This is a genomic window from Haloleucobacter albus, from assembly GCF_052492075.1.
On sequence record NZ_JBQWAS010000029.1, the window covers coordinates 57350 to 84172 of the forward strand.

General features: G+C 60.0%; 23 protein-coding genes and 1 tRNA gene. 11 read left to right on the forward strand and 13 right to left on the reverse strand.

Annotated features, from left to right (window positions below; genetic code table 11):
* Nucleotides 1-102: 102 nt before the first annotated feature.
* A complete protein-coding gene (locus ACT6QH_RS12760) occupies nucleotides 103-1128 on the reverse strand; it encodes an amino acid ABC transporter substrate-binding protein (RefSeq protein WP_444975200.1) in 1026 nt (341 codons plus the stop codon).
* Between the two features lie 61 nt (nucleotides 1129-1189).
* On the reverse strand, nucleotides 1190-1819 hold the full coding sequence (locus ACT6QH_RS12765) for a L,D-transpeptidase (RefSeq protein ID WP_444975201.1): 630 nt from the start codon (nucleotides 1817-1819) through the stop codon (nucleotides 1190-1192).
* Nucleotides 1820-2268: 449 nt separating this feature from the next.
* Between ACT6QH_RS12765 and thrS the strand changes: the two genes are divergently transcribed.
* Nucleotides 2269-4239, forward strand: a complete 1971-nt coding sequence (gene thrS / locus ACT6QH_RS12770) for a threonine--tRNA ligase (RefSeq protein WP_444975202.1) — start codon at nucleotides 2269-2271, stop codon at nucleotides 4237-4239.
* A gap of 105 nt (nucleotides 4240-4344) precedes the next feature.
* Here thrS and ACT6QH_RS12775 read toward each other — a convergent pair whose 3' ends face one another.
* A complete protein-coding gene (locus ACT6QH_RS12775) occupies nucleotides 4345-5412 on the reverse strand; it encodes an RgsD C-terminal domain-containing protein (protein WP_444975203.1) in 1068 nt (355 codons plus the stop codon).
* Nucleotides 5413-5673: 261 nt separating this feature from the next.
* On the opposite strand from ACT6QH_RS12775, the gene ACT6QH_RS12780 reads away from it, so the two are divergent.
* The gene (locus ACT6QH_RS12780; RefSeq protein ID WP_444975204.1) at nucleotides 5674-6297 is read left to right on the forward strand and encodes a nitroreductase family protein; all 624 of its coding nucleotides are present in this window, start codon (nucleotides 5674-5676) and stop codon (nucleotides 6295-6297) included.
* 61 nt (nucleotides 6298-6358) lie between these two features.
* Here ACT6QH_RS12780 and ACT6QH_RS12785 read toward each other — a convergent pair whose 3' ends face one another.
* Both ACT6QH_RS12785 and ygfZ read right to left on the reverse strand, forming a co-directional pair.
* Nucleotides 6359-6949: a DNA-3-methyladenine glycosylase I gene (locus ACT6QH_RS12785; RefSeq protein ID WP_444975205.1), complete on the reverse strand. Its 591-nt coding sequence runs from the start codon at nucleotides 6947-6949 to the stop codon at nucleotides 6359-6361.
* A gap of 1 nt (nucleotide 6950) precedes the next feature.
* Nucleotides 6951-7832: a CAF17-like 4Fe-4S cluster assembly/insertion protein YgfZ gene (gene ygfZ / locus ACT6QH_RS12790; protein ID WP_444975206.1), complete on the reverse strand. Its 882-nt coding sequence runs from the start codon at nucleotides 7830-7832 to the stop codon at nucleotides 6951-6953.
* Nucleotides 7833-8217: 385 nt separating this feature from the next.
* Between ygfZ and folP the strand changes: the two genes are divergently transcribed.
* The 6 genes from folP to ACT6QH_RS12820 all read left to right on the forward strand — a co-directional run bounded on the left by folP (nucleotide 8218) and on the right by ACT6QH_RS12820 (nucleotide 13785).
* A complete protein-coding gene (gene folP, locus ACT6QH_RS12795) occupies nucleotides 8218-9078 on the forward strand; it encodes a dihydropteroate synthase (protein WP_444975207.1) in 861 nt (286 codons plus the stop codon).
* Nucleotides 9075-9608, forward strand: a complete 534-nt coding sequence (folK, locus tag ACT6QH_RS12800; protein ID WP_444975208.1) for a 2-amino-4-hydroxy-6-hydroxymethyldihydropteridine diphosphokinase — start codon at nucleotides 9075-9077, stop codon at nucleotides 9606-9608. Before folP ends, folK begins: the two co-directional genes overlap by 4 nt.
* A 139-nt stretch (nucleotides 9609-9747) precedes the next feature.
* Complete coding sequence (meaB, locus tag ACT6QH_RS12805; RefSeq protein ID WP_444975209.1) at nucleotides 9748-10737, forward strand: methylmalonyl Co-A mutase-associated GTPase MeaB; 990 nt, start codon at nucleotides 9748-9750, stop codon at nucleotides 10735-10737.
* Nucleotides 10738-10907: 170 nt separating this feature from the next.
* Entirely contained in the window at nucleotides 10908-11834 is a 927-nt protein-coding gene (locus ACT6QH_RS12810) for a sulfite exporter TauE/SafE family protein (protein WP_444975210.1), read from the forward strand.
* A complete protein-coding gene (locus ACT6QH_RS12815) occupies nucleotides 11831-12649 on the forward strand; it encodes a TIGR02186 family protein (protein WP_444975211.1) in 819 nt (272 codons plus the stop codon). The genes ACT6QH_RS12810 and ACT6QH_RS12815 overlap by 4 nt, the downstream gene beginning before the upstream one ends.
* Before the next feature lie 353 nt (nucleotides 12650-13002).
* Nucleotides 13003-13785, forward strand: a complete 783-nt coding sequence (locus ACT6QH_RS12820; RefSeq protein ID WP_444975212.1) for an enoyl-CoA hydratase-related protein — start codon at nucleotides 13003-13005, stop codon at nucleotides 13783-13785.
* A gap of 138 nt (nucleotides 13786-13923) precedes the next feature.
* On the opposite strand, the gene ACT6QH_RS12825 is transcribed toward ACT6QH_RS12820, so the two are convergent.
* A complete protein-coding gene (locus tag ACT6QH_RS12825) occupies nucleotides 13924-14430 on the reverse strand; it encodes a hypothetical protein (RefSeq protein WP_444975213.1) in 507 nt (168 codons plus the stop codon).
* Nucleotides 14431-14592: 162 nt separating this feature from the next.
* Here ACT6QH_RS12825 and ACT6QH_RS12830 point away from each other — a divergent pair.
* Together ACT6QH_RS12830 and ACT6QH_RS12835 are read left to right on the forward strand one after the other, a co-directional pair.
* A tRNA-Gln gene (locus tag ACT6QH_RS12830) sits at nucleotides 14593-14667 on the forward strand.
* A 331-nt stretch (nucleotides 14668-14998) separates the two neighbouring features.
* Nucleotides 14999-17554, forward strand: coding sequence for a PAS domain S-box protein (locus ACT6QH_RS12835; RefSeq protein ID WP_444975214.1), 2556 nt, complete (start codon nucleotides 14999-15001; stop codon nucleotides 17552-17554).
* An 81-nt stretch (nucleotides 17555-17635) separates the two neighbouring features.
* Here ACT6QH_RS12835 and pap read toward each other — a convergent pair whose 3' ends face one another.
* From pap to ACT6QH_RS12855, 4 genes are all read right to left on the reverse strand, one after another.
* Entirely contained in the window at nucleotides 17636-19153 is a 1518-nt protein-coding gene (gene pap / locus ACT6QH_RS12840) for a polyphosphate:AMP phosphotransferase (protein WP_444975215.1), read from the reverse strand.
* Nucleotides 19154-19240: 87 nt separating this feature from the next.
* Nucleotides 19241-19708 (reverse strand): MaoC family dehydratase, encoded by a 468-nt coding sequence (locus ACT6QH_RS12845; protein ID WP_444975216.1) that lies wholly within the window; start codon nucleotides 19706-19708, stop codon nucleotides 19241-19243.
* Between the two features lie 196 nt (nucleotides 19709-19904).
* Complete coding sequence (locus ACT6QH_RS12850; RefSeq protein WP_444975217.1) at nucleotides 19905-20861, reverse strand: DnaJ C-terminal domain-containing protein; 957 nt, start codon at nucleotides 20859-20861, stop codon at nucleotides 19905-19907.
* 132 nt (nucleotides 20862-20993) lie between these two features.
* A complete protein-coding gene (locus ACT6QH_RS12855; RefSeq protein WP_444975218.1) occupies nucleotides 20994-21500 on the reverse strand; it encodes an RT0821/Lpp0805 family surface protein in 507 nt (168 codons plus the stop codon).
* 14 nt (nucleotides 21501-21514) lie between these two features.
* Here ACT6QH_RS12855 and pdxH point away from each other — a divergent pair, with 14 nt between their 5' ends.
* Nucleotides 21515-22156, forward strand: a complete 642-nt coding sequence (gene pdxH / locus ACT6QH_RS12860; RefSeq protein WP_444975219.1) for a pyridoxamine 5'-phosphate oxidase — start codon at nucleotides 21515-21517, stop codon at nucleotides 22154-22156.
* A gap of 89 nt (nucleotides 22157-22245) precedes the next feature.
* Here the strand turns inward: pdxH and ACT6QH_RS12865 are convergent, their stop codons facing one another.
* From ACT6QH_RS12865 to ACT6QH_RS12875, 3 genes are all read right to left on the reverse strand, one after another.
* Nucleotides 22246-23160, reverse strand: a complete 915-nt coding sequence (locus ACT6QH_RS12865; protein ID WP_444975220.1) for a c-type cytochrome — start codon at nucleotides 23158-23160, stop codon at nucleotides 22246-22248.
* Nucleotides 23153-24544 (reverse strand): c-type cytochrome, encoded by a 1392-nt coding sequence (locus ACT6QH_RS12870; RefSeq protein WP_444975221.1) that lies wholly within the window; start codon nucleotides 24542-24544, stop codon nucleotides 23153-23155. The genes ACT6QH_RS12865 and ACT6QH_RS12870 overlap by 8 nt, the downstream gene beginning before the upstream one ends.
* A 453-nt stretch (nucleotides 24545-24997) precedes the next feature.
* Nucleotides 24998-26794, reverse strand: coding sequence for an acyl-CoA dehydrogenase family protein (locus ACT6QH_RS12875; RefSeq protein ID WP_444975222.1), 1797 nt, complete (start codon nucleotides 26792-26794; stop codon nucleotides 24998-25000).
* Nucleotides 26795-26823 lie beyond the last annotated feature (29 nt).

Genomic DNA, 26823 nt, shown 5'->3' on the forward strand with positions numbered 1-26823 from the left:
ACCAGCGCACCCGGAAATGAGCCCGGAATCCCCGCAATAAAAATGCCGCCCGGCAACAACCGGACGGCACCATGATGGGCGGAAAAAGCGCTGAATCGAAGCTTATTTCACCGGCGGGGCATACTGGATGCCACCCATATTCCAGAGTTGGTTGATGCCGCGCGGAATACCCAGCTTGGAGCCGGTGCCCACATTGCGTTCATAGCTCTCGCCATAATTGCCAACGGCCTTCACCACCAGCACCACATAATCATTCGGCAGCCCCAGCGCCCTGCCGGCAGTGCTGTCAATGCCCAGCAACTGCTTCACCTGCGGCTTCTGGGACTTGAGCGCCTCATCCATGTTCTGAGAGGTTACGCCCAGCTCTTCGGCATTCATCATGCCATAAAGCACCCACTTGATGATGTTGAACCACTGGTCATCCCCCTGGCGCACCACCGGCCCCAGCGGCTCCTTGGAGACGACATCCGGCAACACGATATGGTCCGCCGGCTTGTCCAGTTTCAGGCGCAACGCATAAAGCTGGGACATATCCGCGCTTATCACGTCGCACTTGCCGTCCTTGTAAGAGGCCACAACGCCATCGGAATCCGGCAGGGTGACGAGTTCAAGCTCCATGCCATTGGTCTTGAAATAGTCTTCCACATTGCCGCCAGCCGTGGTGCCGGACTGCACGCACACCTTGGACTTTCCCAGCTCCAGAGCAGAGGTGAGGTTGCGTGAGAAGGGCACCATGAAGCCCTGCCCGTCATAATAGGAGACACCGGCGAACAGCAGGCCGAGATCACCCTCGCGCTCCAGTGTCCAGGTGGAGTTGCGCGAGAGCACATCAATCTCACCCTTCTGCAAGGCGGGGAAGCGTTCATCTGCGGAAAGCGGCACGAACTTCACCTTCTGGGCGTCACCCAGAACGGCGGCGGCCACCCCCCGGCACAGATCGACATCAAAGCCGGTCCATTTGCCTTCGGCATCCTTGGCGGAGAAGCCGGGCAGCCCCTTGGAGACCCCGCAGATCAGTTCGCCACGTTCCTTGACCTGGTTCAGAGTCTGCGCCGAGGCGCCTGTGGCCGTAGCCCCTGCGGTGATAAGCGCCGCAGCGCCGGCCAGAAGGCCCAGGATCTTCTTCATGAATGCCCCCGGTTGAGATGCTGGTTAGGCAGGAAGTTCAGATCGGTCAGAAAGCTCCCCCTCACAGGGCCGCTTTCTGTCGCACCACCACCTTGGTGCCAACGGGCACGCGCTGATACAGGTCGATGATGTCACTGTTCACGAGACGGAAACAGCCCGATGACACCGCATAGCCAATGGTCTGCGGCTGGTTGGTGCCGTGAATACGGTAGACGGTGCCGCCAATATAGAGTGCACGCGCACCCATGGGGTTGCCCGGCCCGCCTGCCATGAAGCGCGGCAAATAGGGCTGGCGCTGGATCATCTCCGGCGGCGGACGCCAATCCGGCCACTCGGCCTTGCGCACGATCTTCTTCAGCCCACCCCACTGGAAGCCATCGCGCCCCACGCCGATTCCATAACGCATGGCGCGGTTATCGCCTTCCACCAGATAGAGGAAGCGCTCATCCGTATGGATGATGATGGTGCCCGGCGGCTCCGTGGTGCGGAAATATACGGGCTGGCGGCGGAAGGCCGGCTCCAGCATGGCGGAATCATCGGCTGGCGGGACGTAGCCGGGCTGGTCGCCAATATCCATGGTTGCGCCCACGCCACGCGGCGGCACCGGCGCCTGAGCCTGAGCGGAAAGACCGAACCAGCCCGTCTGCAACACCGCAGCGAGGGCCAGGGTCTTGATGGTGCGTGATATCATTCCGGCCTCATTCCTCGCATCCCATTCGGGAGGCATGTTTCACCGGGCTTGATTAACTCCTGCTTAATGCAGGCGAAGGATGTGCCCTGCCATCCTTCCGCGCCAGCCACTCCGCATGGTTCGAGATCAAAGGCTGCAACGCACCTCCAAAGCCGTGCAGCACCGAACCACACCCCCTTTCTGAATTAACCGAGCCTGCCCCATGGGAAAAGGGGGCAAAAAGCGAAAGGCCGCTGATTGTGGCTGTCTGACAGGCCCAGACGGGTTGCATTTTTCACCCCCGCACCTGAAATCCCGCCTCGTCGTCCCTCTGCCGCATCTGCATGGCAGATATATTGCGGGTTGCAGGCTCTGGACGCAGCGCCTCTTCCCTCTTAAAGGGTGCCGTCCCATATAGAGACAGATTCAGCCTACCTGCGCGGTCCGCAGGAGTGGGCAGGAGGACAAAGATGATTGCACTGACGTTCCCCGATGGCGCCAAGCGCGAATATCCTGCGGGGATTTCCGGCGCAGAAATTGCCGCCCAGATTTCCAAGTCTCTGGCCAAGAAGGCCGTGGCCGTCACTCTGGATGGCGAGCTTGCCGATCTGGCTGCGCCCATCAGCAACGACGCCACCTTCGAGATCGTGACGCGTGAAGACCCGCGTGCGCTTGAGATGATTCGCCACGATGCCGCCCATGTGCTGGCAGAGGCGGTTCAGGCGCTGTGGCCGGGCACACAGGTCACCATCGGCCCGGTGATCGAGAACGGTTTCTATTACGATTTCGCCCGCAACGAGCCCTTCACCACCGAGGACCTGCCGGTCATCGAGAAGAAGATGCGCGAGATTATCGCCAGGGATCGCCCCTTCACCAAGGAAGTGTGGGGCCGCGATGAGGCCAAGCGCGTCTTTGCTGAAATGGGCGAGACCTACAAGGTGCAGCTTGTGGACGCCATTCCTGAAGATCAGGATGTGAAGATCTACAAACAGGGCGACTGGTTCGATCTGTGCCGCGGTCCGCATCTGCCCTCCACTGGCAAGGTTGGCAATGCCTTCAAGCTGATGAAGGTGGCAGGAGCCTATTGGCGCGGCGACAGCAACAACCCCATGCTGACCCGCATCTATGGCACCGCCTGGCACGACCAGAAGGAACTGGACGCCTATATTCACCGCCTGGAAGAGGCGGAGAAGCGCGACCATCGCCGCCTCGGCCGTGAGATGGACCTGTTCCACTTTCAGGAAGAAGCCCCCGGCACGGTGTTCTGGCACCCCAAGGGCTGGACGCTGTTTCAGGAACTGGTGGCCTATATGCGCCGCCGCCTGAAGGCTGATTACAAGGAAGTCAACGCCCCGCAGGTGATGGACTCCGTTCTCTGGGAAACCTCCGGCCATTGGGGCTGGTACAAGGAGAACATGTTCAAGGTGCAGTCTGCCGGTGATGAAGTGCGCGATGAGCGCGTCTTCGCCCTGAAGCCGATGAACTGCCCTGGCCATGTGCAAATCTTCAAGCACGGCCTGAAGAGCTATCGCGATCTGCCGTTGCGTCTGGCCGAGTTCGGCGTGGTACACCGCTATGAGCCTTCCGGCGCACTGCATGGGCTGATGCGCGTGCGCGGCTTCACGCAGGATGATGCCCACGTCTTCTGCACCGAGGAGCAGATGGCGGAAGAGTGTATGAAGATCAATGATCTCATCCTCTCCACCTATGCAGACTTCGGCTTTGACAAGATCATCGTGAAGCTCTCAACCCGCCCGGAAAAGCGCGTGGGTTCGGATGCCGTGTGGGATCACGCCGAAGACGTGATGCAACGCGTGCTGAAGCAGATTGAAGAGAAATATGGCGATCGCATCACCACCGGCATTCTGCCGGGTGAAGGCGCATTTTATGGCCCCAAGTTCGAATACACGCTGAAGGACGCCATCGGCCGTGAATGGCAGTGTGGCACCACGCAGGTGGATTTCAACCTGCCGGAGCGCTTCGGCGCCTTCTATGTGGATGCGGACGGCCAGAAGAAAACCCCGGTGATGATCCACCGCGCCATCTGCGGTTCGATGGAGCGCTTCACCGGCATTCTCATCGAGCATTTTGCCGGGCATTTCCCGCTGTGGCTTGCGCCAACACAGGTGGTGGTCGCCACCATCACCTCAGACGCCGATGATTACGCCCAAGAGGTGGTGGCGAAGCTGCGTGAAGCCGGCCTGCGGGCGGAAGTGGATGTGCGCAACGAGAAGATCAATCTCAAGGTGCGCGAACACTCCCTCTCCAAGGTTCCGGTGATGCTGGTGGCCGGCAAGAAGGAAGCTGCCGAACGCACACTCTCCATCCGCCGCCTCGGCTCGCGCGATCAGACCAACGGCGCACTCGAAGATGTGGTGGCCGCACTGGTGAAGGAGGCCGTGCCGCCTGATCTGAATGACAAGGCTGCGCCAGCCGCCTGAGGCCGTGCATCATCTCCACACAAAAAAAGCCCCCTGAGGATTCTCAGGGGGCTTTTTTCATGCTTGCACAGCACGTTCCCGAAATGCACCGCAGCAGAAAGCGGCTTATTTCTCCGCCTTCATCTTCACTGCAATCCGCTGATTATTCCCGGCTTCCACCTTGAATTCGCGGCTATAATTTGTGCCATTATACCGCCCGATGGCCGTATAAATACCTTCCGAAAGCACGAAGGTCGGCTCCGCACTGATGGATTCCTTGATGGTGTCGCCACCGGGGGTAATTATGGTCCACTGGGTATTTTGTACCGCTTTGCTGCTGCCATCGCGCACCAGCGTCATGGACACTTCTGCTGCGCGATGATGCATGGTCGCATCCGTGAGCTTGCCGGGCACCACATTCACATCCGCGCTGACCACCGCATTGGCATCGCCATAAGTGGAAACAACATGATAGGTGCCCTCTGGCAGCAGCACCACTTCGCCGGGCGCGGCCCCCTTGTAGTAGGGCTGGGATGATGCCCGCCCTTGCAGGAAGGAACCTTCAAAAATATCGAAGGTCAGCAGCTGGGTGGAGATCGGCTGCTCTTTCACATCCGCCTTCAACCGCAACCCTCCGGCCGGCAGGGCAAATTCTTCACGCACCGGCAACTGGCCAATGCTCAGCTCCTTCGCCATTGAAACCTGCCCGTAAGAGGCGTGCACAATGTAGCTGCCCGGAGAGAGAAAGAAGACGGGCGCCGCCCCATCCTGCTCCGCCACCAGCGGGAAGGCCCCGGTTTCCGTATCGGGTTGCGCCGCGAACACGCGCCAGACCACCCCTCTGGAGATCGGCTTTTTACCCTCCCCGAAGCTGGCGAACAGGCCCAGCGCCACCTTGCCTTCCGGGGCCTCGGGCAACACGGTGTGAGGCCCCATCCGGGTTTCCTGCCCCTGTGCACCGGGCTGCAACAACTCATCACCCGAACCCGAGAAAGGGCCCACAGTCTGTTCCGAAGGCGGAGTAATCCCTAAAAACTGCATGGTCTGCGCCTGCACCGGCCGCCCAGCCAGCACAGGGCTGCCCACAGCCAACAGGGTTGCCAGAGCCATGCGCGCAAAACTGCGCCCGCTGGGGGAAAAGTGAACGCGGCCGGGCAGCGCCCGAACCATCCACGAACTGTGCAATGGGGTCATGCTTCTCAGGTGCACAAAATTCAAGGCGCTTTCAAGTCCATGCTGAAAGATCCCGTTGAAAGATCCCGTTGAAAGATCTCATGGCCCACTGCGGCAAACCCGCCTCAATATCTGCGAAAGGCTGCCTTTCCGGCAGGGCTGAGCTATAGCTTGGTCCGCTGGCTGTGCCGGGGAACGCTCTGCGCATGGCCTGTTGCCTTGAGCCCATTGCTTCCCCCATTTGGCCCTGCTCCGCTCAGGGTTGTTCGGAGACATTGCCCCATGCCTGCCCCCACACCTGCCTCCACACCTGCCCCCACATCCGCCCCTGTGAATGGCGCTTCGCCTGATGCACTGGACCTCCTGCGCACGCGCCGCTCTTTCCGGCTGATGGATCTGCAAGCCCCCGCCCCGGCGGGAGAAGACCTTGAAACCCTGCTGACCATCGCCTCCCGTGTGCCGGACCATGCCCGGCTCGCCCCCTGGCGTTTCATCCTGTTTGAAGGCGATGCACGGGCCCGTGCGGGCGAGGTCTTTGCCCGCATCTGGGCGCAGGACAACCCGGAGGCTGACGAACAGCGGCTGAAGGATGAACGCGGACGCTTCCTGCGTTCGGCCATGGTCATCGCCGTTGTGTTCACCCCCCAGCATCATCCCAAGATCCCCGAATGGGAGCAGATGATGTCGGCTGCGGCCTGCTGCCAGAATATTCTGCTGGCCTCCATCGCTCTGGGCTATGGCGCCACCTGGATTACAGAATGGCCGGCTTTCGACGCCCGTGCCCGCGAAGCGCTGGGCCTGAGCGAACAGGAGCGCGTGGCCGGCTTCATGTATGTCGGCACCCCGGTGCAGAAGCTGGAAGAACGCCCCCGCCCCGATCTGGCGAAAATCGTTACCCGCTTCTGAGCGGCATCCGGTTCCACAAATGGCGAAGCGCCCGTACCGGCGCTTCGCCTTTCAGCGCCTCTTAATTCCGTCGCGCACAATGGCAGGTGGCGAGATGGTCATCCACCAGCCCGCAAGCCTGCATGGCGGCATAAACAATGGTGGGGCCACAGAATTTGAAGCCCAGCCCCTTCAAGCGCTTCGACAAGGCCCGCGAGGCTTCGGTCTGCGCCGGAATATCGCTCAGGCTCATGGGGCGGTTCACCTGCGTTTCCCCATCCACCGCATCCCACATCAGATCCGCGAAGGAGATACCCTTCTGCTGTAGATCCAGATAGATGCGGGCCGAAATCACCGCCCCCTCAATCTTGGCGCGGTTACGCACAATCCCGGCATCCTGCATCAGCACGTCCACCCTGGCCGCATCATAACGGGCCATAAGGGCAGGGTCGAAACCATCAAAGGCCCGGCGGAAATTCTCCCGCTTGCGCAAAATGGTGATCCAGGCAAGGCCGGCCTGGAAACCATCCAGAACCAGCTTTTCAAACAAGGCCCGGCTGTCATGCTCCGGCACGCCCCACTCTGTATCATGATACGACACATAGAGCGGGTCCGTGCCACACCACGGACAGCGCGCCAGGCCATCCTCATGCAGCAGAGCATCCGCCTGCATCTCAGCCTCCGGCCTTCTGCACGGTATCCAGCGGGCTCTCCTTGCGGGTCCATGTCATGTCGAAATGCGCCCAGGCGGGGCGTTGCAGTTCAATTTCCACGCCATCCACCAGCAGGGGCACACCTTTGGCCTGCGCATCTCCCGTCCGGTCCAGCCGCACGGTCGCAATCGCCTGCCGACCGGCTGCGGAAGTGATGCGGCCCGCCACCTTCTCTCCGGCCAGAATCTCTCCACCGGCCACAGCCTCCCGAGGAAACAATGCCTGCACGATGCGGTTGCGTGGTGTGGAGCGGTGTTCCATACGGCTCACCACCTCCTGCCCAACATAACAACCCTTGTCGAAATCGACGCCACCGATCTGGTCCATATCCACCTCATGCGGGAAGGCGTCACCATAAGCGAAATCCACCCCGCCCCTCGGAATGCCGAGGCTGATGCGATGCGCCTCATACAAGGCCACATCCTGCTCCAGCCCTTCCGCCGCCGCGCATGGCATCACCAGACGCTGTCCCAGCGCTTCAAGGCGCGGATCAGCATAAGCGACAGCCCCTTCTGGCATGGCCTGCGTTCCAAACAGAGCCGCCACAGCCAGATCATCCAGCCTTTCCAGCGTCAGTTGGGCCCGAAGACGCAACAGGGTGAGGCGCTTGAGCAGGTTTTCCGCCACCTCGGCCGGCGCATCCAGAAGAAAGCTCTCCTCATTCTCGCGATAGAGCAGGAAATCCGCAATGATCTTGCCCTGCGGCTGCAACATGGCGCCATAACGGGCCTGCCCCTGCGCCAGATCGACGACATTGCAGGTCACAACCCCATGCAGAAAATGGCCGGCTTGCGAGCCAGCCGCGCGCATCAGCACACGATCAGCCAGATAAATGGCGGGCATTGCAGCCTCTCCCTGTTTCCAAAATGTCAGATCTTTCAACCCTGATGGGCCACAAACACGAGAATGTTCCATAACGCCCGCGCTTTCTCACTTCACGGGAGGACAGGGGTGATATACACTGAAGGTGAAATCATTTTCTTGCGGGGAATTATCCCGAGATCGACCAACTGAACGCAGCATATGCAATAGTGCCGAACATAAACGGGATTGATGCAAAAGGCGAAGAGAGAGGCTCCCTCCACTTCGCCGTACCAGCACCCGGCGGCATGGGAAATTCGCAGGTTTCGCCTCCTATCGCTTGCCTTGCACGCACAGGCGGAGTTGAGTGCGCCCTTTCCGAAGCTCGGCTTCATTCGCTTTCACCCTACAAACTGCATGGCCTCTCATGTCTGCATCCGCCTCCTCCCCGTTTCATTTTGCGCCATCCCGTACGCTCACGGCCTGTGGGCGCGCACTGACGCTGGGGCCCAGGGCGCTGGTGATGGGCATATTGAATGTGACGCCAGATTCGTTCTCGGATGGCGGGCATAATTTTGCTGTGACAGATGCGTTGGCCAATGCGCGGCGCATGGCGGCGGAAGGCGCGGATATTCTGGATATTGGCGGCGAATCCACCCGTCCTGGCCACACGCCCCTCTCAGCAGAAGACGAATGGGCGCGTCTTGCCCCGGTGATGGCGGCCCTGCCGCAGGAAACGGCCCTCCCCATTTCCATAGACAGCTACAAGGCCGCCGTGGCCCGGCGCGCTTTGGAACAGGGTGCTGTCATCGTGAATGATGTGTGGGGCTTCTCGCATGATGCGGAGATGGCGCATGTCGTGGCGGATTTCGATGCAGCCGCCATCCTCATGCACAATCGCACGCAGATTGATCCCGCGCTGGATATTGTGGACGACATGCGCACCTTCTTTTCCCGCGCCATTGAGCAGGCGGAAAAGGCTGGCGTGCGGCGCGAAAAGCTGGTGCTGGACCCAGGCATCGGCTTTGGCAAGAGCCTGGAGCAGAATCTGGACGCCATTCGCCGGCTGGGGGAATTGCGCGTGCTGGGCCTGCCCATTCTGCTGGGCACCTCGCGCAAATCCTTCATCGGCAAGCTGGTGGAGAGTACCCCGGAACAGCGCCTGCCCGGCACCATTGCCTCCAATGTCATTGGCCTGATGGCCGGTGTGGAGATTATCCGCGTTCACGATGTGGCGGCTCATTTTCAGGCTGCCCGTATCGCCGAAGCCATAAGAGGCGCGTCATGATTCAGGATATCGCCATGTCTCCGGCACCATCCGCTGCGCCTCTGAGTGGTGAACCCGCCTATCTGTGCCTTGGTGCGAATGTGGGAGATCGCGCCGCCACGCTGGCTCAGGCTCTGAAGATGCTGGAAGCGGCCGGCGTGCGTATGGAAGAGCGTTCCGCCCTGTATGAAACCCCGCCATGGGGACCGATTCCGCAAGGGCCTTATCTTAATCAGGTCGTGAAGGTGGCCAGCCCCCTGCCCGCCCATGCCTTGCTGGATCTGGCGCTCAGCGTTGAGCGCACGCTGGGCCGGGATCGGGCGCGGGAAGTGCGTTACGGGCCTCGCCGCATTGATATCGACCTTCTGCTCTTCGGCTCTCAGGCCTGCGACGATGACGTGTTGCAGATTCCCCATCCACGCCTGCTGGAGCGGGCCTTCGTGCTGGTGCCTCTGGTGGAGATCGCGCCGGATCTGGTGGTGGACGGAACCCGCGCCGCAGATGCCCTGCGCAAGGTGGATACCAGCGGAATCCTTCGCATCGCCTCATGATGCCCCGCTTTCCGCGCCACAATTACGGGCCTCTGTAACCTTTCCGACACAAATAGGGCTGGACTTTACCGTCCGGGCATGACGAGTTCCCCCCATGCATTCTGAACAGGCGCATACAGGCGCGGGAGGGACGAAAGGCATGACGGCCGTGCGGAACGAGGATGACGCCAAGCTTGCTGAAGGCGTGCTGAAGGGCGAGCGCGCAGCGCTGGCGCGGGCCATCACGCTTGTGGAATCGCGTCGCAGCGACCACCGCCAGCGGGCGCAGGCCCTGCTGCAATCCCTGTTGCCACGCACCGGCAATGCGTTCCGGGTGGGTATTACGGGTGTGCCCGGCGTTGGCAAATCCACCACCATTGATGAGCTGGGCACTTATCTGACAGGCCGGGGCCACAAGGTCGCGGTACTGGCGGTAGACCCCTCCTCTTCCCGCACCGGCGGCTCCATTCTGGGTGACAAGACCCGCATGGCCCGGCTGGCCGTGGACCCAAACGCCTTTGTGCGCCCCTCCCCCTCCGGCGGCACGCTGGGGGGCATTGCCGCCAAGACCCGCGAAACCATGCTGCTGTGCGAAGCCGCCGGCTTTGATGTCGTGCTGGTGGAAACCGTGGGGGTCGGCCAGTCCGAAACCGCAGTGGCGGATCTGACGGACACCTTTCTGGTGCTGATGCTGCCCGGTGCGGGCGATGAGTTGCAGGGCATCAAGAAGGGCGTGCTGGAGTTGGCGGATATCGTGGCCGTCAACAAGGCCGATGGCGACAATATCCCGCGCGCGCGGGCTGCCGCCAGTGAATATCGCGCCGCCCTACATCTGCTGGGCGCACGTCAGGCGCACTGGTCTCCACCGGTGCTGACCTATTCCGCGCTCACCGGAAATGGCATGCCGGAAGTGTGGGAGCAGGTGGAGCTGCATCGCCAGAAATGCGAAGCTGCCGGCAGCTTTCAGGCCACCCGGCAGGCCCAGCAGGTGCGCTGGATGTGGACCTTGCTGAATGAACGCCTCAATGAACGCGTAATGACCGACGCCTCGGTGAAAGCCCGATTGCCCGCCCTTGAGGAAGCCGTGGCGCAGGGTACGCTGGCCCCGGCGCTCGCCGCCGCCGAGATCGCCCATCTGATCGGCCTGTGACAACCTCGCAGCATATCTTCCGGCATCCGGCCCGAAACGCCATTTCAAGGGACGCTTCAGGGCAGGATGTCTGGAAGATAATGGCCTTTCCGATTGCATCTTTTTCCGACTCCGGGACCAATGGCGCACAGTTCTCTTTTTCTCCCCCTGACCTGTGACGGGTGGGCCCAGTGACCATTTATCTGCCGATCGCCGAATTGCCGGTGGCGATTTTCACCATCTTCGCCATGGGCCTCGCAGTAGGCTTCATTTCTGGCATGTTTGGCGTGGGTGGCGGTTTTTTGCTGACACCGCTGCTCATCTTCACCGGCATTCCATCCACCGTGGCCGTGGCCAGTGTTTCGCCCTATATGGCGGCCTCCTCATTTTCTGGAGCGCTGGCCTATTTGCGCAAGGGGCTCGTGGACCTGCCCCTTGCCGGCGTACTGCTCGCCGGAGGTGTGATTGGCACAGGCTGTGGTGTGGCGCTGTTTACATGGCTGAGCAGTGTCGGCCAGGTGGATCTCATCATCCGCATTTCCTACACGCTGCTTCTGGGCGGCATCGGCCTGATGATGCTGACGGAAAGCGTGCGCGCCATTGTCCGCACCCGCAAGGGCAACAAGCCGATTGTACGCCGGCCCGGAACCCATAGCTGGATCATGCGGTTGCCGCTGAAAATGCGTTTTCGCCGCTCCCGTATCTATGTCTCCGCCATTCCTGTAGCCGGGCTCGGTTTCATGATTGGTGTGCTGGGCGCGGTGCTGGGTGTGGGGGGTGGCTTCATTCTGGTGCCGGCGCTGATCTATCTGCTGCGTGTGCCTACCACCACATCCGTTGGCACCTCCATGGTGCTCACCGTTGCCACCATGGCTTCCGCCACCATTCTGCATGCGGCCTCCAATGGCTCTGTGGATGCAATGCTGGCTTTTGTGCTGATGATTGGCGGCACCATGGGCGCGCAGTTTGGCGCACGCACCGGGCAAACCATGCGGCCGGAGAATCTGCGTTTTCTGCTGGCGCTACTGGTGCTCTCCGTTGGCGTGCGCGTGGCTGTGGATCTGGTGCGTGTCCCGCACGATCTCTATGTCGTGACAGAAACGGAGCTTGCGCCATGACTGCTACCAGCATGGCCCGTCTTTCGGCCTTCCGGCAGTGCGCAATGCTGCTCGTGACGGGCTTTCTGTCTGTTGTGGCCGTATCTTCGGCCTGTGCACAGGGCACCTCTCGGGAAAAGGTCGTGCTGTCCATCTCCCAGCCGGATGTGCGCATCACTTCCAGCTTCACCGGCGCGGAACTGGTGCTGTTTGGCGTAGCCGAAAAGGCTGATGAAAAAGACCCGGACCCCGATGTGGTGATTACCGTGCGTGGCCCGAAAGCCAGCTTTGTCACCTGGCGAAAATCACAGGTTCTGGGCCTGTGGGTGAATACAGACCGGCGCAACTTTGTTGAAGCGCCCTCATTTCTCAGCGTCCAATCCTCCCGCCCGGTTGAGGAGATGGCCTCGCCTGCCCAATTGCGGAATGAGCAGATCGGTCTTGTGCGCAACATTCTGCTGCAAAGGATAGGGCCGGATTTTGCCGATGTGGTGCCGACAGATCCGTTCCGCACGGCGTTTCTGCGCATTCAGGAGAGCGAGCAGTTTTATCAGGAAGCCCCCAATGGCGTCCGCTTCATCGCGCCCGGTGTCTTCCGTGCGGAATTACAGATTCCCGGTCGCGCACCGCTGGGGCAATATGAAGTCAGCGTGAAGCTGCTGCGTGAAGGGCGGGTGATTGCCCGCACCACCAACCATTTTCATGTCCAGAGAAGTGGCTTTGAACAGGAGCTGGCCACCTTTGCCCAGAATGATGGCCTTTTCTATGGCATCGCCGTAGCCATTGGCAGCCTGGTTGTTGGTTTCATCGGCAGCGTCGTTTTCCGCAAGGAATAAGCCTCATTCGCCCCGACCCGCTCAAAAAATAACGGTTGCGCCCGTTTTCAGCGCCTTCGACCTTGCAGTTATCTGCGCAAGGCTTCAAAGAAGACGCGAACTGAATCGATTTAGATCAAGAATGTTCTCCATTCTTGGCTTCGGGTGCCAAGCCCTGACCGGCACCCGTCGGGACGGGGCGGCACCCTGCGGTGCCGCCCTGTTTCGCCTTCCCTTTCGCATCATCTTCCACGCCCATGGCCATGCTGCCGCTTTTCAGGCAATGTGCAGCTTCTGCGCAGCCGCAATATGGCTGCCACCCCGTTGCAACATCCTGCATGGTGCAGCACAGGCTTGAAAATGGGAGATCCACGGTGGCAGGCTCCATCGCCATAACCATTGAGCAGGGCATTGCCCGCCTCGTACTTTCAAACCCCGACCGGCGAAATGCCATTTCCAGCGCCATGTGGCAGGCGCTGTCAAGCTTTGCGGCCGAGGCCAAAGGACGGCAGGATATTCGCGCAGCGATCCTTCGCGGCGAAGGGGAAAAAGCCTTTTCAGGTGGTGCCGACATTTCGGATTTTGATGCTGCCCGCTCAGATGCTTCCGGCGCGCAAAGCTATGATGATTTCGTGGAAGCCGCCTGCGCGGCGGTGGAAAGCCTCTCCTGCCCCACTATTGCGCTGATCCGCGGCGCATGTGTTGGTGCGGGGGCGGCGCTGGCCGCCAGTTGCGATCTGCGCATCGCTTCAGATGACGCTTTCTTTGCCATTCCCGCCGCACGGCTGGGGCTGGGTTATGATCCGCGCGGCATGAACCGGCTGTTGCGCGCCTTCGGCAGCCAGGGCACGCGACAGCTCTTTTTCACGGCCGATCGGATCGGTGCGCAGCGTGCCTATGAAATGGGGGCGATCGACCAGCTCACCACAACAGCTGAGGCTGATGACGCCGCCGAAAAACTGGCGCGCCGCATCGCCGAAAATGCCCCTATTACGCTGAAAGCCGCCAAGCTTGGCATTCGGGCGGCCGAAAGCGGAGCGCAAGCTGTACTGGCTGAAGCCCGCAAGGCCACCGCGCAGGCCAATGCCAGTGCGGATTATCGTGAAGGCCGCCTCGCCTTTGCAGAGAAGCGCGCGCCCCGCTTCAGCGGAAACTGAGCCAACATTCTGTTTGCACGCATGGCTGGCGTCCCAAGGTTTGGCGAGCCGAGGAACGTCAGCCGGCATTCAAGACGTGACCAGAGAAGATCCAGAAATCTTTTTTGCCCACATGTTCGCCATATGACACAAACCCATCTACTGCCCTGAGCGCTTGAGCCGGGCGTTACAATCACTCCAGAATTGCGGCCATTTCTGCCCTGCCTGAATTTTCCCGGCCGCCTTCTGTTCACGCCATTCCGCACCGCATTTCTTCTGCCGCTGGCGAGCCGCGCGCTGGCCCGGTGTCGGTTCCTTTTTGCCGGGCTTCTGCGAGGTTGCGGATTTGCGGTGTGCCTCAGCGCTTCCAGCAGATGACGATGCTTGCGCCATAGGCTTTCTGCGTCCGTCCTCGCCTCTCTTCTGCTGCGCAGAATCCTGCTTCTTCAGGCGTGCACTGCATGCGGCGTAGAATTCTTTCCAACTTTGGCTGGCCGGTACTTTCCCGGCGGCCTTCACCGCGGACCATTCATCACCACACCGTTTCATACGGCTTTCGCCCGCAACGGCATGCGCAGAAAACGGCAGCACAAATACCAGCGCCAGAGCTAGCAGCCCACTCCAGCACACTGTGCGCACATGAAAGCGCCAGCCGGGAAACATCATCCACTCTCTCCACCTGTGATCCGGGTACAACCAGATAACACCTGACATATGAACCGGCCATGCCAGGCAAAAAACAGTTTTTCCTGCGCAGATATGCACATCTCATTCACAAGGGATTGGACAGATGCCATCAGCAGCGATATGTTGCGCGCCCGGCCGGATTGGGGCGTAGCCAAGTGGTAAGGCAGCGGATTTTGATTCCGCCATGCGGAGGTTCGAACCCTCCCGCCCCAGCCAGTTTCCTTTTATTTTCAGATGTATGTGGCACAGGCATCCGAACATAAGGGAACAGAAAGAGAATGCGGCATGCGCAATAACGGGCACAATATGTACTCTATCCGTTCAGTTCATAGCCGCTTCGCCCCATCAGACCCTCCACCTCAGGTCCATTCCATGGGGTCGTTGGATCTACGTCTTTCGTTTCCCGTAAAAATACGTAATGTAGCTTTGATACCCTAAGGGCAGCTTGGGGAACCAAGAGCCGTTGCCGCTCAGTGAGTAAGGTGTGATGCGTCTGTTCAAATTCTATTCCGAAAGACGGATTGCCCTCCTTATCTCATTTATAATATTGCTTTTTTTCGCCTATTGGGTTCACCTCGAAGGCACCTATGAAGAGCGCCGGGATACGGCCCGCATTTCTGCGCAGGCCCGCGCAACACAAGTTGCCCATGTGCTGGATCAGGAATTCGAATCCACCTTTCGGGCGATAGATCGCTTTCTGCTCGGGTTGCAGCAGGAAGGTCTGCACACCTCCCCGAATTTCGAGAATTCCGTGGCGCGGATGCTCTCTTTCTTCCCCTTGCCGGGAGAAGCCCGCATTTCGCTGTATCGCGCATCGGGAGAGCTGCGGGCCTCAACAGACCCAGCTCAAGCGCCCATGCGCCTCACCACGGCGCAAAGTACGGTGCTGAGGGCCCGTCACCTGCCACTGAATGGGCCTTATCTGATTGTGGGCGCTCATGATGACGCCACGAAAAATGCCGAGGTGCGTTTCGCGCGTCCGCTGGTGCAGGGCGGAAGGGTCGTCGGCACGATGGTTGCCGATATTCCGCATACCTATTTTTCATCTCAACTGGCCAGCATCACCCAATCTCCGGGCGATAGCGCCAAGCTTGTGCTTGTGCCCGATGGCCAGATTCTGGCCAGCAGCCAGCCCGGCCAGTTTGGTGCCAAAGTGCCTGCTGATGTACCCTATCTGGAAACAAGCGCGTCCCATAGAGGCTCCGTTCTTTTCAAGAACAAGAACCCCTCGTCACCGGAAACCGATAGCGTTCTAGCGTGGGATCATCTTGCCGTTTACCCGGTTATTGTGACCGTCTCTCTTTCTGAGGCCAGCATTCTTCATGAGGTAAACACGCATATTGAGGAGAATCGCAGTTACGCCTTCACCAATCTGGGGCTTCTCTCCATACTGATCGCGGCCATCGTATTCCTCATGGTGCGGCTGGAGCGGAAGCGAAAGGAACTGGCGGAGCAAGAAGCCCTTTACCATGGGCTCTTTGACCAGAACCATTCCATCAAGATTATCTCCGATCCCAAAACCGGGCGGATCATCGAGGCGAACAAGGCCGCTTGCGATTTCTATCGTTACACGCGCGAACAGTTCCTCAAACTTCAGATCAGCGACGTCAATTGTCTGCCCGTTGATGAAATTCGTCAGCACATGGCCGAAGCACTCGCGGCCCAGCGCCCCTCCTTTCTGTTTCCCCACCGTCTGGCGGATGGCGAAATCAGGCAGGTGGAAGTTTATGCCGGGCCAGTGAATCTGACCGGCCGCACCGTCCTCTATTCCATCATTCATGATGTCACGTCGCGGTTCCGTCTTGAACGCCAGCTGAAAGAAAGTGAAGCCCGCTATCGCACCATCTTCGAGGCTGTTCCCGCAGGCATGGTGGTGGTGGATGGGCAAGGCCAGTTCGTGGCCTATAACAGCGCTGCCCTTGATATTCTGACGACGCATGAAGAAGATCTGAAGCGTCGTGCCAAGCCCCTCTTCGACCCGACCGGGCGCGAACTGAGGGAAAAGGAACGCCCCAGTTGGCGCGCACTGATGCAGGATCTGCAAGATGAGCTGCTCTATACGCTTGATAAACACAAGCAGCGCGTGTGGGCGACATTCAATTCCAGGCGCATCCCCACAGATGCGGACGGCCATGCCTCAGGCGCAATCATCGGCTTCAGCAATGTGACCGAACTGATCCGCCAGAAGGAAAAGCAGGTCATCAGCCAGCTTGTTTTTGATTCCACCACTGAAGGCATCATGGTGACAGATGCCAAGGGTGTGATCCGCGCGGTCAATAAGGCTTTCACCAAGATCACCGGCTACAGCGCACGGGAGGTCATCGGGAAGCATCCCAATGTCCTGTCCTCGGGGGTGCATGATGCCGCCTTCTTCCGCGCCATGTATGAGAGCCTGGCGACCAAAGGGTCCTGGGAAGGAGAGATCACCAACCGCCACAAGAGCGGCCGTACTTTTGTTGAGCGCCTTGTCATCAACGCAGCCATCCACCACTCCACCGGCGCGTGCACGGGCTATGTCGGCGTGCTCTCCGACATTACAGAACGCAAGGAGAAGGAAGATCAGCTTTGGCACAAGGCAAACTTTGATCCGCTCACCAGCCTGCCAAACAGAACCCTGTTGCTGGACCGCGCCGAACAGGCATTGACCCAAAGCCAGCGTCTCAATGTGCCTGTTGCAATTCTGTTTGTGGATCTGGACCGTTTCAAACCCGTCAACGATACCTATGGACACGCCGTGGGCGACATGTTGCTGAAGGCTGTGGCCGAACGCCTGATTGCCAGCGTGCGGGCAGAAGATACGGTGGGGCGCTTGGGAGGCGACGAATTCGTCGTGTTGCTGCCCATGGTCACGGACAGGGCCAGCAGCCTTCTCGTGGCGCACAAGGTGCAAGAAGCCCTGTGCAAACCCTTCCCCCTGGGTGATCTGACGGTTTCCATCGGCGCCTGCGTAGGCGTGGCTCTGGCCGCACCCCATGATGACATCACAGCCGCTGCCCTTTTGGATACAGCGGATCGCGCCATGTACAAGGCGAAGGAAAATGGACGGGGCCGCGTAGAGATCTCGTCGGAGACCAGCGTTTCAAAAGCAGAGATTCCCACCTGAGAACAGATGGGAACTCTCTTCTTGCGGAGTGGGTTCACCTTTCCCGGATGATTTCACTTCCGCAGATCAATTGTGATTGTCTCAACCACCCAAGGCTTCTTCCAGCCTGTCCGCAATAGTGCGCAGCACTTTCACACGGGCAAAACGCTTGTCTTCCGCCTCAACCAGTGTCCAGGGGGCGATACGGGTGGAGGTACGGTCCACCATCTCTGTCACCGCAGCTTCGTAGAGAGGCCATTTGGCACGGTTGCGCCAGTCTTCCGGGGTCAGCTTGAAGCGCTTGTAGGGCACAGTCTCCCGTGCTTCAAAGCGGCGCGCCTGCTCATCCTGGCTGATCGCGAGCCAGAACTTCACCACGATGAGACCGGAGTCGGAAAGCTCTGCCTCGAAATCATTGATTTCGCCATAAGCCCGGCTCCAGTCATCATGCGAGCAGAGCTTTTCGACACGCTCCACCAACACGCGCCCATACCATGAGCGATCAAAAATCGCCGTCTGGCCATGGGAGAGAATCCGCCGCCAGAAGCGCCACAGATACGGCCGTGCCCGCTCTTCATCCGTGGGAGCCGCAATGGGATAGACACGGAAATAACGTGGGTCCAAAGCCTCTCGCAACCGCATGATGGCAGAGCTTTTCCCGGCAGCATCACTGCCCTCGAAGGCGATGACAAGGCCGCGCTCGGCAAAGGCTTTCGAAGACGTTGCGACAGTAATGCGATGCTGTTCCCGCGCCAGCTGGACCTCGTAATCCTTTTTCTCCAGCTTCTGGGAAAGATCCAGCGTGGAAAGAATGGAAAAATGCGGCAAGGCGCTGGGATTATGTGAGGATACAACGGTGCCGGTTGAGCTGCCGCCATTCATCTCCATTGTACCGGCAGTCATGCGACGCAATTTTTCCAGCAAGACGCCACCGATCGTGGCATCGCGATAATTGGCGTCGCTCGCCGGCACCACCTGCCAGGGCGCATAATCTGTTGAGGTGGAACGGGCCACCTCTTCCGCCACCCGGCCCACGCGCGCCCGCGCTTTAGGAGAATCCAGCTCTTCCCACTCACGCACCACCGGGCGCTTGTAAGCGCCCTTGGTCAGGGCCTTGAGGCGTTTGCGCGCTTCTTTATGATCCAGATACAGCCAGATCTTCAGCAGGCTCACGCCTTCTGAATCCAGCATGGCCTCAAAACGACGGATATGGTCGATGTCGCTGGTCAGGTCGGCGTCATCACCCTGCTCCAGCGCCCATCTGCAAAGGGGCTCATGATACCAGGAGCCCAGCATGAGGCCGATATCGCCGAAAGGCGGTAGGCCACGCCAGTATTTCCACATGGGCGGATGCCTGCGCTCTTCCCCCTGCCCTTTGCGATGGCAAAGGGATTTGTACGTCAGCGTGTCCAGCTTTCGGATATCCAGCCAGTCGTACAAACGGTTGAGCACAGCGCCCTTGCCGGCACCATCCGGCCCATGAATCAAAACCAGCAAACTGCGCCGGTTCTGGTCAATGAGCTGGAACTGAAGGTTGAGCAACTCTTCTCTCAAGCCCGGTTCCAGCGCCTTGAAGGCCGCTTTATCGAGCGTGTGCTCCACCTTCGCCGACTCAAACATGCACGCCCTCCCAAGCCCTGAAAAACACACCGGGCAAAACAACGCTGCCCGGTGTCATCTGTTCCGGCTCATTCAAAGCCGGTTTTGTCACGCCGCCGAGGATTTTTTCTCTCTTTCCTCTTTCGGCACGGAGGAAGGCACCTTCACCCAGGCCTCTCCATCCAGCACAACCTCGCCCTTGACCGAGCAGACACAAGAAAGCCGCGCGCGGCACTTCTCAGCCATCAGCTCCACCACCTTCACTTCCACATCCACCGTATCATCAATGCGAACAGGCGCACGGAAGTTCAGAGTCTGGGAGAGATAGATGGCGCCCGGCCCCGGCAGGCGGGTTCCCAGAACAGCCGAGATCAGGCCAGCCGTATAAAGCCCATGGGCGATACGCCCGCCAAAGGTGGTCTGCGCCGCGAAATGTTCAGAGAGATGGATGGGGTTGCGATCACCGGTCAATTCGGCGAAGCCCACAATATCATCAGAAGACACCGTCTTGGACAGACGCTCTGTCTGCCCCAGTGTCAGATCTTCAAAATACAGATTTTGCAGTTCGAGGAACATAGCCCACCATTGGATTTTCATAGCCGGGCCCAAACTGTAGGCATATTCGCAGAGTAATGAAACGCCAAAAGGCTCATTATTTCGGCAATATCCGCAAACAGTTCTGCCCTTGCACGCAACTGAGTTTCACCCGCAGAAACGGCGGCAAAAGCCCGCCGCATTGCCTCCGGGCTTACGACAGAAAGAAGAACGCGGCTCAGGCGGCCGCGTCCCTGCGCTTCTGCATCAGCGCAATCAGCTCCTCATCCCTGCCCTCGGGCAAAATGATGTTGAGCCGCACCTTCATGTCGCCATGGCCGCCTTTTTCCTTTGGCAGCCCCTTGCCGCGCAGGCGGAATGTACGCCCGCCGGATGTCCACTCCGGCACGGCCAGTTCCACCTGCCCCGTCAGTGTGCGCACGCGCACCTTGGCGCCGAGCACGGCATCGGACAGCAGCACATCAACATTCTGGCGCAGGTCATCCCCCTCGCGCTCGAACACGGCATGCGGCGCATAATTGATGGTGACATAGGCATCCCCCATCGGCCCACCGGCCGGGCCGGGCTGGCCCTGCCCCTTCAGGCGCATGCGATGCCCCTCGCGCGTGCCGGCCGCGATCTTGATCTCGATCTGCTTGCCATTGGGCAGGGTCACACGCTTTTTTGCGCCTGCGGTTGCATCTTCCAGGCTCACTTCGAGAGACAGCTCAACATCCGCACCGGGTGTAGGCTGGAAACCACCACCCGCACTGCGGCGCTGACGACCAAAGCCGAAAATATCGCCCAGATCCTCAAAACCGGCTCCGCGCCCACCCGCATTCTGGCGGCGCATCCCTTCCGGCCCGAAAGAGAAGCTTTCGAAAATGGTATCGCCATCGAAACCGGAGAAGCCGCCGGGCCCACCTGCGCCACCGCGCCGCCCCCCGAACCCGGAAAATTCCGGCGCACGCGGTTTGCCTTCGGCGTCAATCTCGCCGCGGTCATACTGGCCACGTTTTTCCTTGTCCGCGAGAATCTCGTGGGCAGTGTTCAGCTCCGCAAACTTGTCCTGCGCCTTGGGATCATCAGCATTGGCATCAGGATGCAGTTTCTTCGCCAGACGCCGATAGGCGCGCTTGATCTCGGCTTCGTCGGCAGTCTTGGAAATGCCGAGGACGTCGTATGGATCACGCATGAAAATTCACCTCACCGGCCAGCGCTTCTGCTGCCGGCCGCATGAAGGATGTGGGCCCGGACGGCAGAAAATGCAACGCCCGCAAGAAATGCAACCCTGATTTTTTGTTGCATTGCAAAGCTGAGGGCGGATTCAGCTGCGCTCCAGCATCCTCACATCCGAAAGCACGGTCTTTCCTGTCCTGCGGCAGGCTTGCCCGCTCACCCATCTATCGGCCGACGGAGCTGCCAGAATGGCGATCATGAAATCCCGACACTGGCCATCTGCTTCCGCACCGATGGGGGTGGATGTGCCACGCGCACCGGTAATGGGATTTTCCCATGAAATACTGGTGTCGATCTGGGGGGCCTTCAGTGCCTCATCCAGCGCCAGCGTGGCCATGCGCCAATCCGAGACGGAAACCCCTTCCGGGGCCTTGCCGATGGGCGGCTCAAACACACCTTGCCGCGCGGGAACAGAGCCGGTTTCCACCATAGGGTCATCATAAGCACCCTCCAGCCCCGCGCAGCCTGTGCATGCGACAACAAGCGCCAGCACAAGCATGCCCCGGCCCGCACGCAAGCCTTCGCGAATGCCGGCAAGGCTTCTATAAGGGGGCAGCCGGCCCCGTTCGGGCATGGCCGGAACTGGCAGAGACACTGAGGGCTCCCACAATGACGACAGATCAACCCAAGGAAGCCCGGAACTCCTTAACATCCGGTGATTTTACCGAGGCAAAAGAGCCTTTTCGCCTGTTTGCCGAATGGCTTTCCGATGCTGGCAAAAGCGAGCTGAACGACCCCAACGCCATGATGCTGGCCACGGTGGATGAGGAGGGCATGCCCGATGCCCGCATGGTGCTGCTGAAGGGCGTGGATGAGCACGGCTTCGTCTTCTACACCAACACTGAAAGCGCAAAGGGCCGGGAGCTGGCGGCCAATCCGCGGGCAGCACTGGTTTTTCACTGGAAAAGCCTGCGTCGGCAAGTGCGCGTGCGCGGCCCGGTAGAGCGGGTTTCGGATGAAGAGGCTGATGCCTATTTCGCCAGCCGGGCGCGTCTCTCCCAGCTTGGCGCATGGGCCAGCCAGCAATCCCGTCCGCTGGAAGGGCGTTTTGCACTGGAGGCGGCCGTGGCGAAAGTCACCGCCAGATATGCGCTGGGCAGCGTGCCTCGCCCCCCGCACTGGACCGGCTTCCGCCTCCCCCCCCTCTCCATTGAGTTCTGGCACGATGGCGCATTCCGCCTGCATGATCGCATCGTGTTCCGCCGCCCCGCCCCGGATCAGGACTGGACACGCACCCGTCTTTATCCGTAAGGGCGCAGGCTACGGCCTGGCTGTGCAGAGCCAAAAAAGGGCGGCCCGCCAGGAGCCGCCCCTTTCCATATCCACCGGAAGGTGTGCTTTCAGTAGCGTGCATCTTTCGGCTTGGGCTGGTTGGGCCAGTCTCCCGCCTTTTTGGCGAAATCCGGCCGCGGCTGATGGGTGAAGAACTCCGCCACATCCACCGCATCCTGATCGTTCAGAACCCCACCCTGCCCCAGCGGATGGTTCTGATTGACGCTCATCGGCATGGAATATTTCACGAAGGCCGCAGCCTTGTAAGTCCGCGCCATGCCGGCACCGATATTGAAAGATTCATCCCCCCACAGTGGCGGGAAGATGAAATTTCCGGCCTGATCCTTCATGCCTTCACCATTGACGCCATGGCAGGTGGCGCATTCGCGGGCATAGATCTGCTCACCCCGCACCGGGTCCGGCACCAGTGACATATCAATGGGGCCGGCATTCACCACCTGCACCCGGTTGCCCTTCGGCACGCCGTTCCGCAGCCAGTCCATATAGGCGATCATGGCCTGCATCTCGCGGGATTCCGGTGCCAGAGGCTTGCCATTCATGGAGCGCTGGAAACAGCCATTGATGCGCTGCACAATATCAATCACCTTGCCGGCGCGCGGCTTGAAGGTGGGGTAATCATTGATGGTGTTGATGAAGGGCGCGCTGTAATTGATCTTGCCTTCACCCAGATGGCAGCTGTTGCAATTCAGCTTGTCGCCCACATGCTCCGGCAGCAGCCGCGCTGTTTCATTCAGAAGCCGCTTGCCATAGAGCACAAGCTCTCCATTCGGCAGGTTCGGAATCTCCGTATCATCGGGGATCTGGTAGATGCCAACCTGCTGCCCCTCCTTGTTCACCACCGGATAGGTCTGGGGTGGAGGCGCGTTCAAGGTGCGGTTGAAGCCCAGTGCGGCATAGGCCCCACCGCCGGCCAGAATGGCCACGCCAAGTATGGCGCCCACAATCTTGTAAGAGCTAGCCATTGTGCGCCTCATCCGCCGGACCGCGTGTTTCGCCCTGCACCTTTGCCGGGTGTTCAGGCACGAAATTCACGGGCTTGTTCTCGATGATACCCCGCATCTGAGATACCTCCTCCGCCGTCACCGGCGCGGCATGGTTGCCCCAGCCATTGCGGATGAAGGTAAGAATCTGCGCCACATCATGATTGGAGAGCTTGGCGAAGCCCGGCATGGTGAAAGTCATCACATCTGCCGGCGTCTGTGCCATCGTGCCTCCAGTCAGCGTGAACTGGATGAGGGAGGATGGGTCTTCCGCAAAGACGATGGAATTTTCCTTCAGGGCCGGGAAAATCCGCGGTGCGCCGCGCCCATCCAGACGGTGGCACAAGGAGCAGTGTTCCACATAGGCGGCCGCGCCCGGTGCGCTGTAATCCCCCGCCATCAGGGCGGCTGTCGTCACATCCGGGTTTGGCTTCCATTCCACGGAATGCCCCGGACGCGCCGGCAACTGCTTGAGATAACGGGCAATGGCCGTGAGATCCTCCGGGGTGAGAAACTGCGTGGAATGCCCCACCACATCCGCCATGGAGCCAAAGGCCGCCGTGTGCGTGGTGCGCCCTGTCTTGAGGAAATCGACGATCTCCCCCTCACTCCAGCTTGAGAGGCCACGCGCCTCATGGCGCAGATTCTTGGCATACCAGCCTTCCAGCACAGAACCCGAAAGATACTGGCCCGCCGGATCATTCTTCAGCGCCTTTTCTTCAAAGGCCAAACCGCGCGGCGTGTGGCAGGCGCCGCAATGGGCCAACCCTTCCACCAGATAAGCTCCGCGCGCAATCACCGGGTCCGTGCCTTCGGCGACCTCGAAGCTCCGCGGCTGAGCGAACAGAAGCTGCCACCACGCCAGAGGCCAGCGCATGGAAAGGGGCCACGGCATGGTGGTCGGCGCGTTCGGCTGGTTCACCGCCTCAACCGAGCTCATGAAATAGGCGTAGAGCGCCTTCATGTCCGCATCATTCACCACGACATAGGACACATAGGGCATGGCCGGATAAAGCGGCGTGCCATCGGGCCGGAAGCCGCGACGCACAGCCCTCTCAAAATCCCCATAGCTATAAGCGCCGATGCCGCTTTCACGGTCCGGCGTCACATTGGTGGAATAGATGGTGCCCATCGGGGTCTGCATCCCCAGACCACCAGCAAAGGGCTTTCCACCCGGCGCGGTGTGGCAGGCCACGCAATCTGCCGCACGGGCAACATAGGCCCCTCGGGCAATCAGTTCAGGGTCACGAATATCGACATCGGCCTGTTGTTTCGGCGCAAACCAATAGGGCGTCGAAAGTGCAACACCATAGGCCGCTGCCAATGCGGCCAGACCGAGTACGACGATGACGGCAAGCTTTTTCATGCTTTCACCATTCGTCAGAGAGCAAATATAACCTTTCAAATTTTTGAATGTTCACATTGATGCAAATCAAAACAACGCCGTTAGAGATCCGAGATGTCTGAACATGCTATTGATATATAATGATATTTATGAGCCTGCGGCTTTTTGTCAAAAACAAGGCACAGACAGGTCTCACATGGAAAAGTGCCTGAAAACAGAAACGGCAGCCAAAAACATTTAGCACCATGAAATAAAACAGAATACTCACACAGATATTGTCGCCCATGCGCCCAAGATCAAAATATTCTGAAAGAAAAAACCAGAACACCAATACTTTTAAGCGTAAAAATAGATCGTTTGTCTACGAACTATCCTTCGGCCAACCCCGGAATTGGGCCTGCCCGGCACATCAAAGCAATGCGGGGCGGAGCGTCACCGCCCCACCCCGCATCATCATTCCGTTGAAGACTGCACTCAGTCCAGCTTCAGCACGACCTCACCACCGGCCAGGCTGTGATAGCCGCCAGCCACAATCTGCTCCAGGCCGGAAGCCTGCGGACACAGATTCTCCGCGAAGAAGCGGGCCGTAGCGATGCGCGCGGCAAGACGCGGATCCGTCTGGCCTTCGCTCTGCGCACGGGCCGCAGCCAGAGCCGCGCGGGCCAGATAGGCACCACCAGCAGCACGGGCGAACAGGCGCAGATAAGGCGTGGCGCCAGCCAGCACCTTCTGGTTATCAGCGCCCAGCCAGTCCATCATCTGGCGGGTGGAGCGACCCAGCGCTTCCACGGCCTCGGCCAGGCGCAGACCGGCATGGCCGAACTGCGCGCTGTCCATCGCCTTCACCTCTTCGGCGGTCTCGCGGTAGCTGTCGATCAGCGCGTTGACGACATCGCCATTCTGCTGAGACAGCTTGCGGGTCACCAGATCAATGGCCTGAATGCCATTGGTGCCCTCATAGATCGCGAAAATACGGGCATCGCGATAATGCTGGGCCGCGCCGGTTTCTTCGATATAGCCCATGCCGCCATGCACCTGCACGCCGAGCGAAGACACTTCAATACCGGTATCCGTGGAGAAAGCCTTGGCGACCGGCGTCAACAGGCTGGCCTCGGCATGTGCGCTGGCGCGCGCAGCTTCATCAGGCAGACGATGATAACGGTCCAGCGCATCGGCAGTCATCAGGCAGATGGCGCGGGCGGCATCGGTCTCGGCACGCATGGTCAACAGCATGCGCTGCACGTCCGGGTGCTCGATGATGGGGGCCATGCCCTCACCCTTCCAGCTGGACGCCTTGCCCTGCCGACGCTCCTTCGCATATTCGAAAGCGCGCTGGGTGGCGCGTTCGGCTACAGCCACGCCCTGAATGCCAACGGCCAGACGGGCATTGTTCATCATGGTGAACATGCAGGCCAGACCGCGATTTTCCTCGCCGACCAGCCAGCCGATCGCACCTTCGCCCTTGTCGCCAAAGGTCATGGTGCAGGTGGGCGAACCGTGCAGGCCCAGCTTGTGCTCGATGCCGGTGCACCACACATCATTGCGCGCACCCAGGCTGCCATCCTCGTTCACCAGGAACTTCGGCACCACGAAGAGCGAAATACCCTTGGTGCCCGCCGGGGCATCCGGCAAACGCGCCAGCACGAGATGGACGATATTCTCGAAGATATCGTTCTCGCCATAGGTGATGAAGATCTTGGAGCCGAAGATGCGATAGGTGCCATCATCCTGCTTCACAGCCTTGGCGCGCAGGGCTGCAAGATCGGAACCGGCCTGCGGCTCCGTCAGGTTCATGGTGCCGCTCCACTGGCCGGAGACGAGCTTTTCCAGATAGGTCTTCTGGAGATGCTCGGAGCCATGGGCAGAGAGGGCTTCAATCGCGCCCATGGAGAGCACGCCGCCAATGCCGAATGACGGCGACGCCGTGTTCCAGAACTCCGTCAACGCGGAGGTGACGGCGAGCGGCAGATGCTGGCCACCGAACTTTTCTTCAGCCGCCACCGAGCTCCAGCCCGCCTCACCCCAGGCCTTGTAGGATTGCTTCCAGCCCGTGGGAGTGGTGACTGCGCCATCCTTCAGGGAGCAACCTTCCTTGTCACCCACCTGGTCCAGCGGCTCGACCACTGAAGAAGCGAACTTGCCCGCTTCTTCCAGGATCGGGTCCACCAGGTCGAAGGACACATCCACCAGCCCTTCATCAATCAGTCGCGGGAGCGCGGTGCAGGTCTTCAGGAAAAAGGAAATATCCTCGACCGGTGCACGATAAGCCATCACATTCTCCTCGAGATGCGCAGTTCCGC

Bases quoted from the DNA above. Each gene is read 5' to 3' on its own strand.
- ACT6QH_RS12760 (WP_444975200.1), bottom strand. From the start codon at position 1,128: ATGAAGAAGATCCTGGGCCTTCTGGCCGGCGCTGCGGCGCTTATCACC.
- ACT6QH_RS12765 (WP_444975201.1), bottom strand. From the start codon at position 1,819: ATGATATCACGCACCATCAAGACCCTGGCCCTCGCTGCGGTGTTGCAG.
- thrS (WP_444975202.1), top strand. From the start codon at position 2,269: ATGATTGCACTGACGTTCCCCGATGGCGCCAAGCGCGAATATCCTGCG.
- ACT6QH_RS12775 (WP_444975203.1), bottom strand. From the start codon at position 5,412: ATGACCCCATTGCACAGTTCGTGGATGGTTCGGGCGCTGCCCGGCCGC.
- ACT6QH_RS12780 (WP_444975204.1), top strand. From the start codon at position 5,674: ATGCCTGCCCCCACACCTGCCTCCACACCTGCCCCCACATCCGCCCCT.
- ACT6QH_RS12785 (WP_444975205.1), bottom strand. From the start codon at position 6,949: ATGCAGGCGGATGCTCTGCTGCATGAGGATGGCCTGGCGCGCTGTCCG.
- ygfZ (WP_444975206.1), bottom strand. From the start codon at position 7,832: ATGCCCGCCATTTATCTGGCTGATCGTGTGCTGATGCGCGCGGCTGGC.
- folP (WP_444975207.1), top strand. From the start codon at position 8,218: ATGTCTGCATCCGCCTCCTCCCCGTTTCATTTTGCGCCATCCCGTACG.
- folK (WP_444975208.1), top strand. From the start codon at position 9,075: ATGATTCAGGATATCGCCATGTCTCCGGCACCATCCGCTGCGCCTCTG.
- meaB (WP_444975209.1), top strand. From the start codon at position 9,748: ATGACGGCCGTGCGGAACGAGGATGACGCCAAGCTTGCTGAAGGCGTG.
- ACT6QH_RS12815 (WP_444975211.1), top strand. From the start codon at position 11,831: ATGACTGCTACCAGCATGGCCCGTCTTTCGGCCTTCCGGCAGTGCGCA.
- ACT6QH_RS12825 (WP_444975213.1), bottom strand. From the start codon at position 14,430: ATGATGTTTCCCGGCTGGCGCTTTCATGTGCGCACAGTGTGCTGGAGT.
- pap (WP_444975215.1), bottom strand. From the start codon at position 19,153: ATGTTTGAGTCGGCGAAGGTGGAGCACACGCTCGATAAAGCGGCCTTC.
- ACT6QH_RS12845 (WP_444975216.1), bottom strand. From the start codon at position 19,708: ATGTTCCTCGAACTGCAAAATCTGTATTTTGAAGATCTGACACTGGGG.
- ACT6QH_RS12850 (WP_444975217.1), bottom strand. From the start codon at position 20,861: ATGCGTGATCCATACGACGTCCTCGGCATTTCCAAGACTGCCGACGAA.
- pdxH (WP_444975219.1), top strand. From the start codon at position 21,515: ATGACGACAGATCAACCCAAGGAAGCCCGGAACTCCTTAACATCCGGT.
- ACT6QH_RS12865 (WP_444975220.1), bottom strand. From the start codon at position 23,160: ATGGCTAGCTCTTACAAGATTGTGGGCGCCATACTTGGCGTGGCCATT.
- ACT6QH_RS12870 (WP_444975221.1), bottom strand. From the start codon at position 24,544: ATGAAAAAGCTTGCCGTCATCGTCGTACTCGGTCTGGCCGCATTGGCA.
- ACT6QH_RS12875 (WP_444975222.1), bottom strand. From the start codon at position 26,794: ATGGCTTATCGTGCACCGGTCGAGGATATTTCCTTTTTCCTGAAGACC.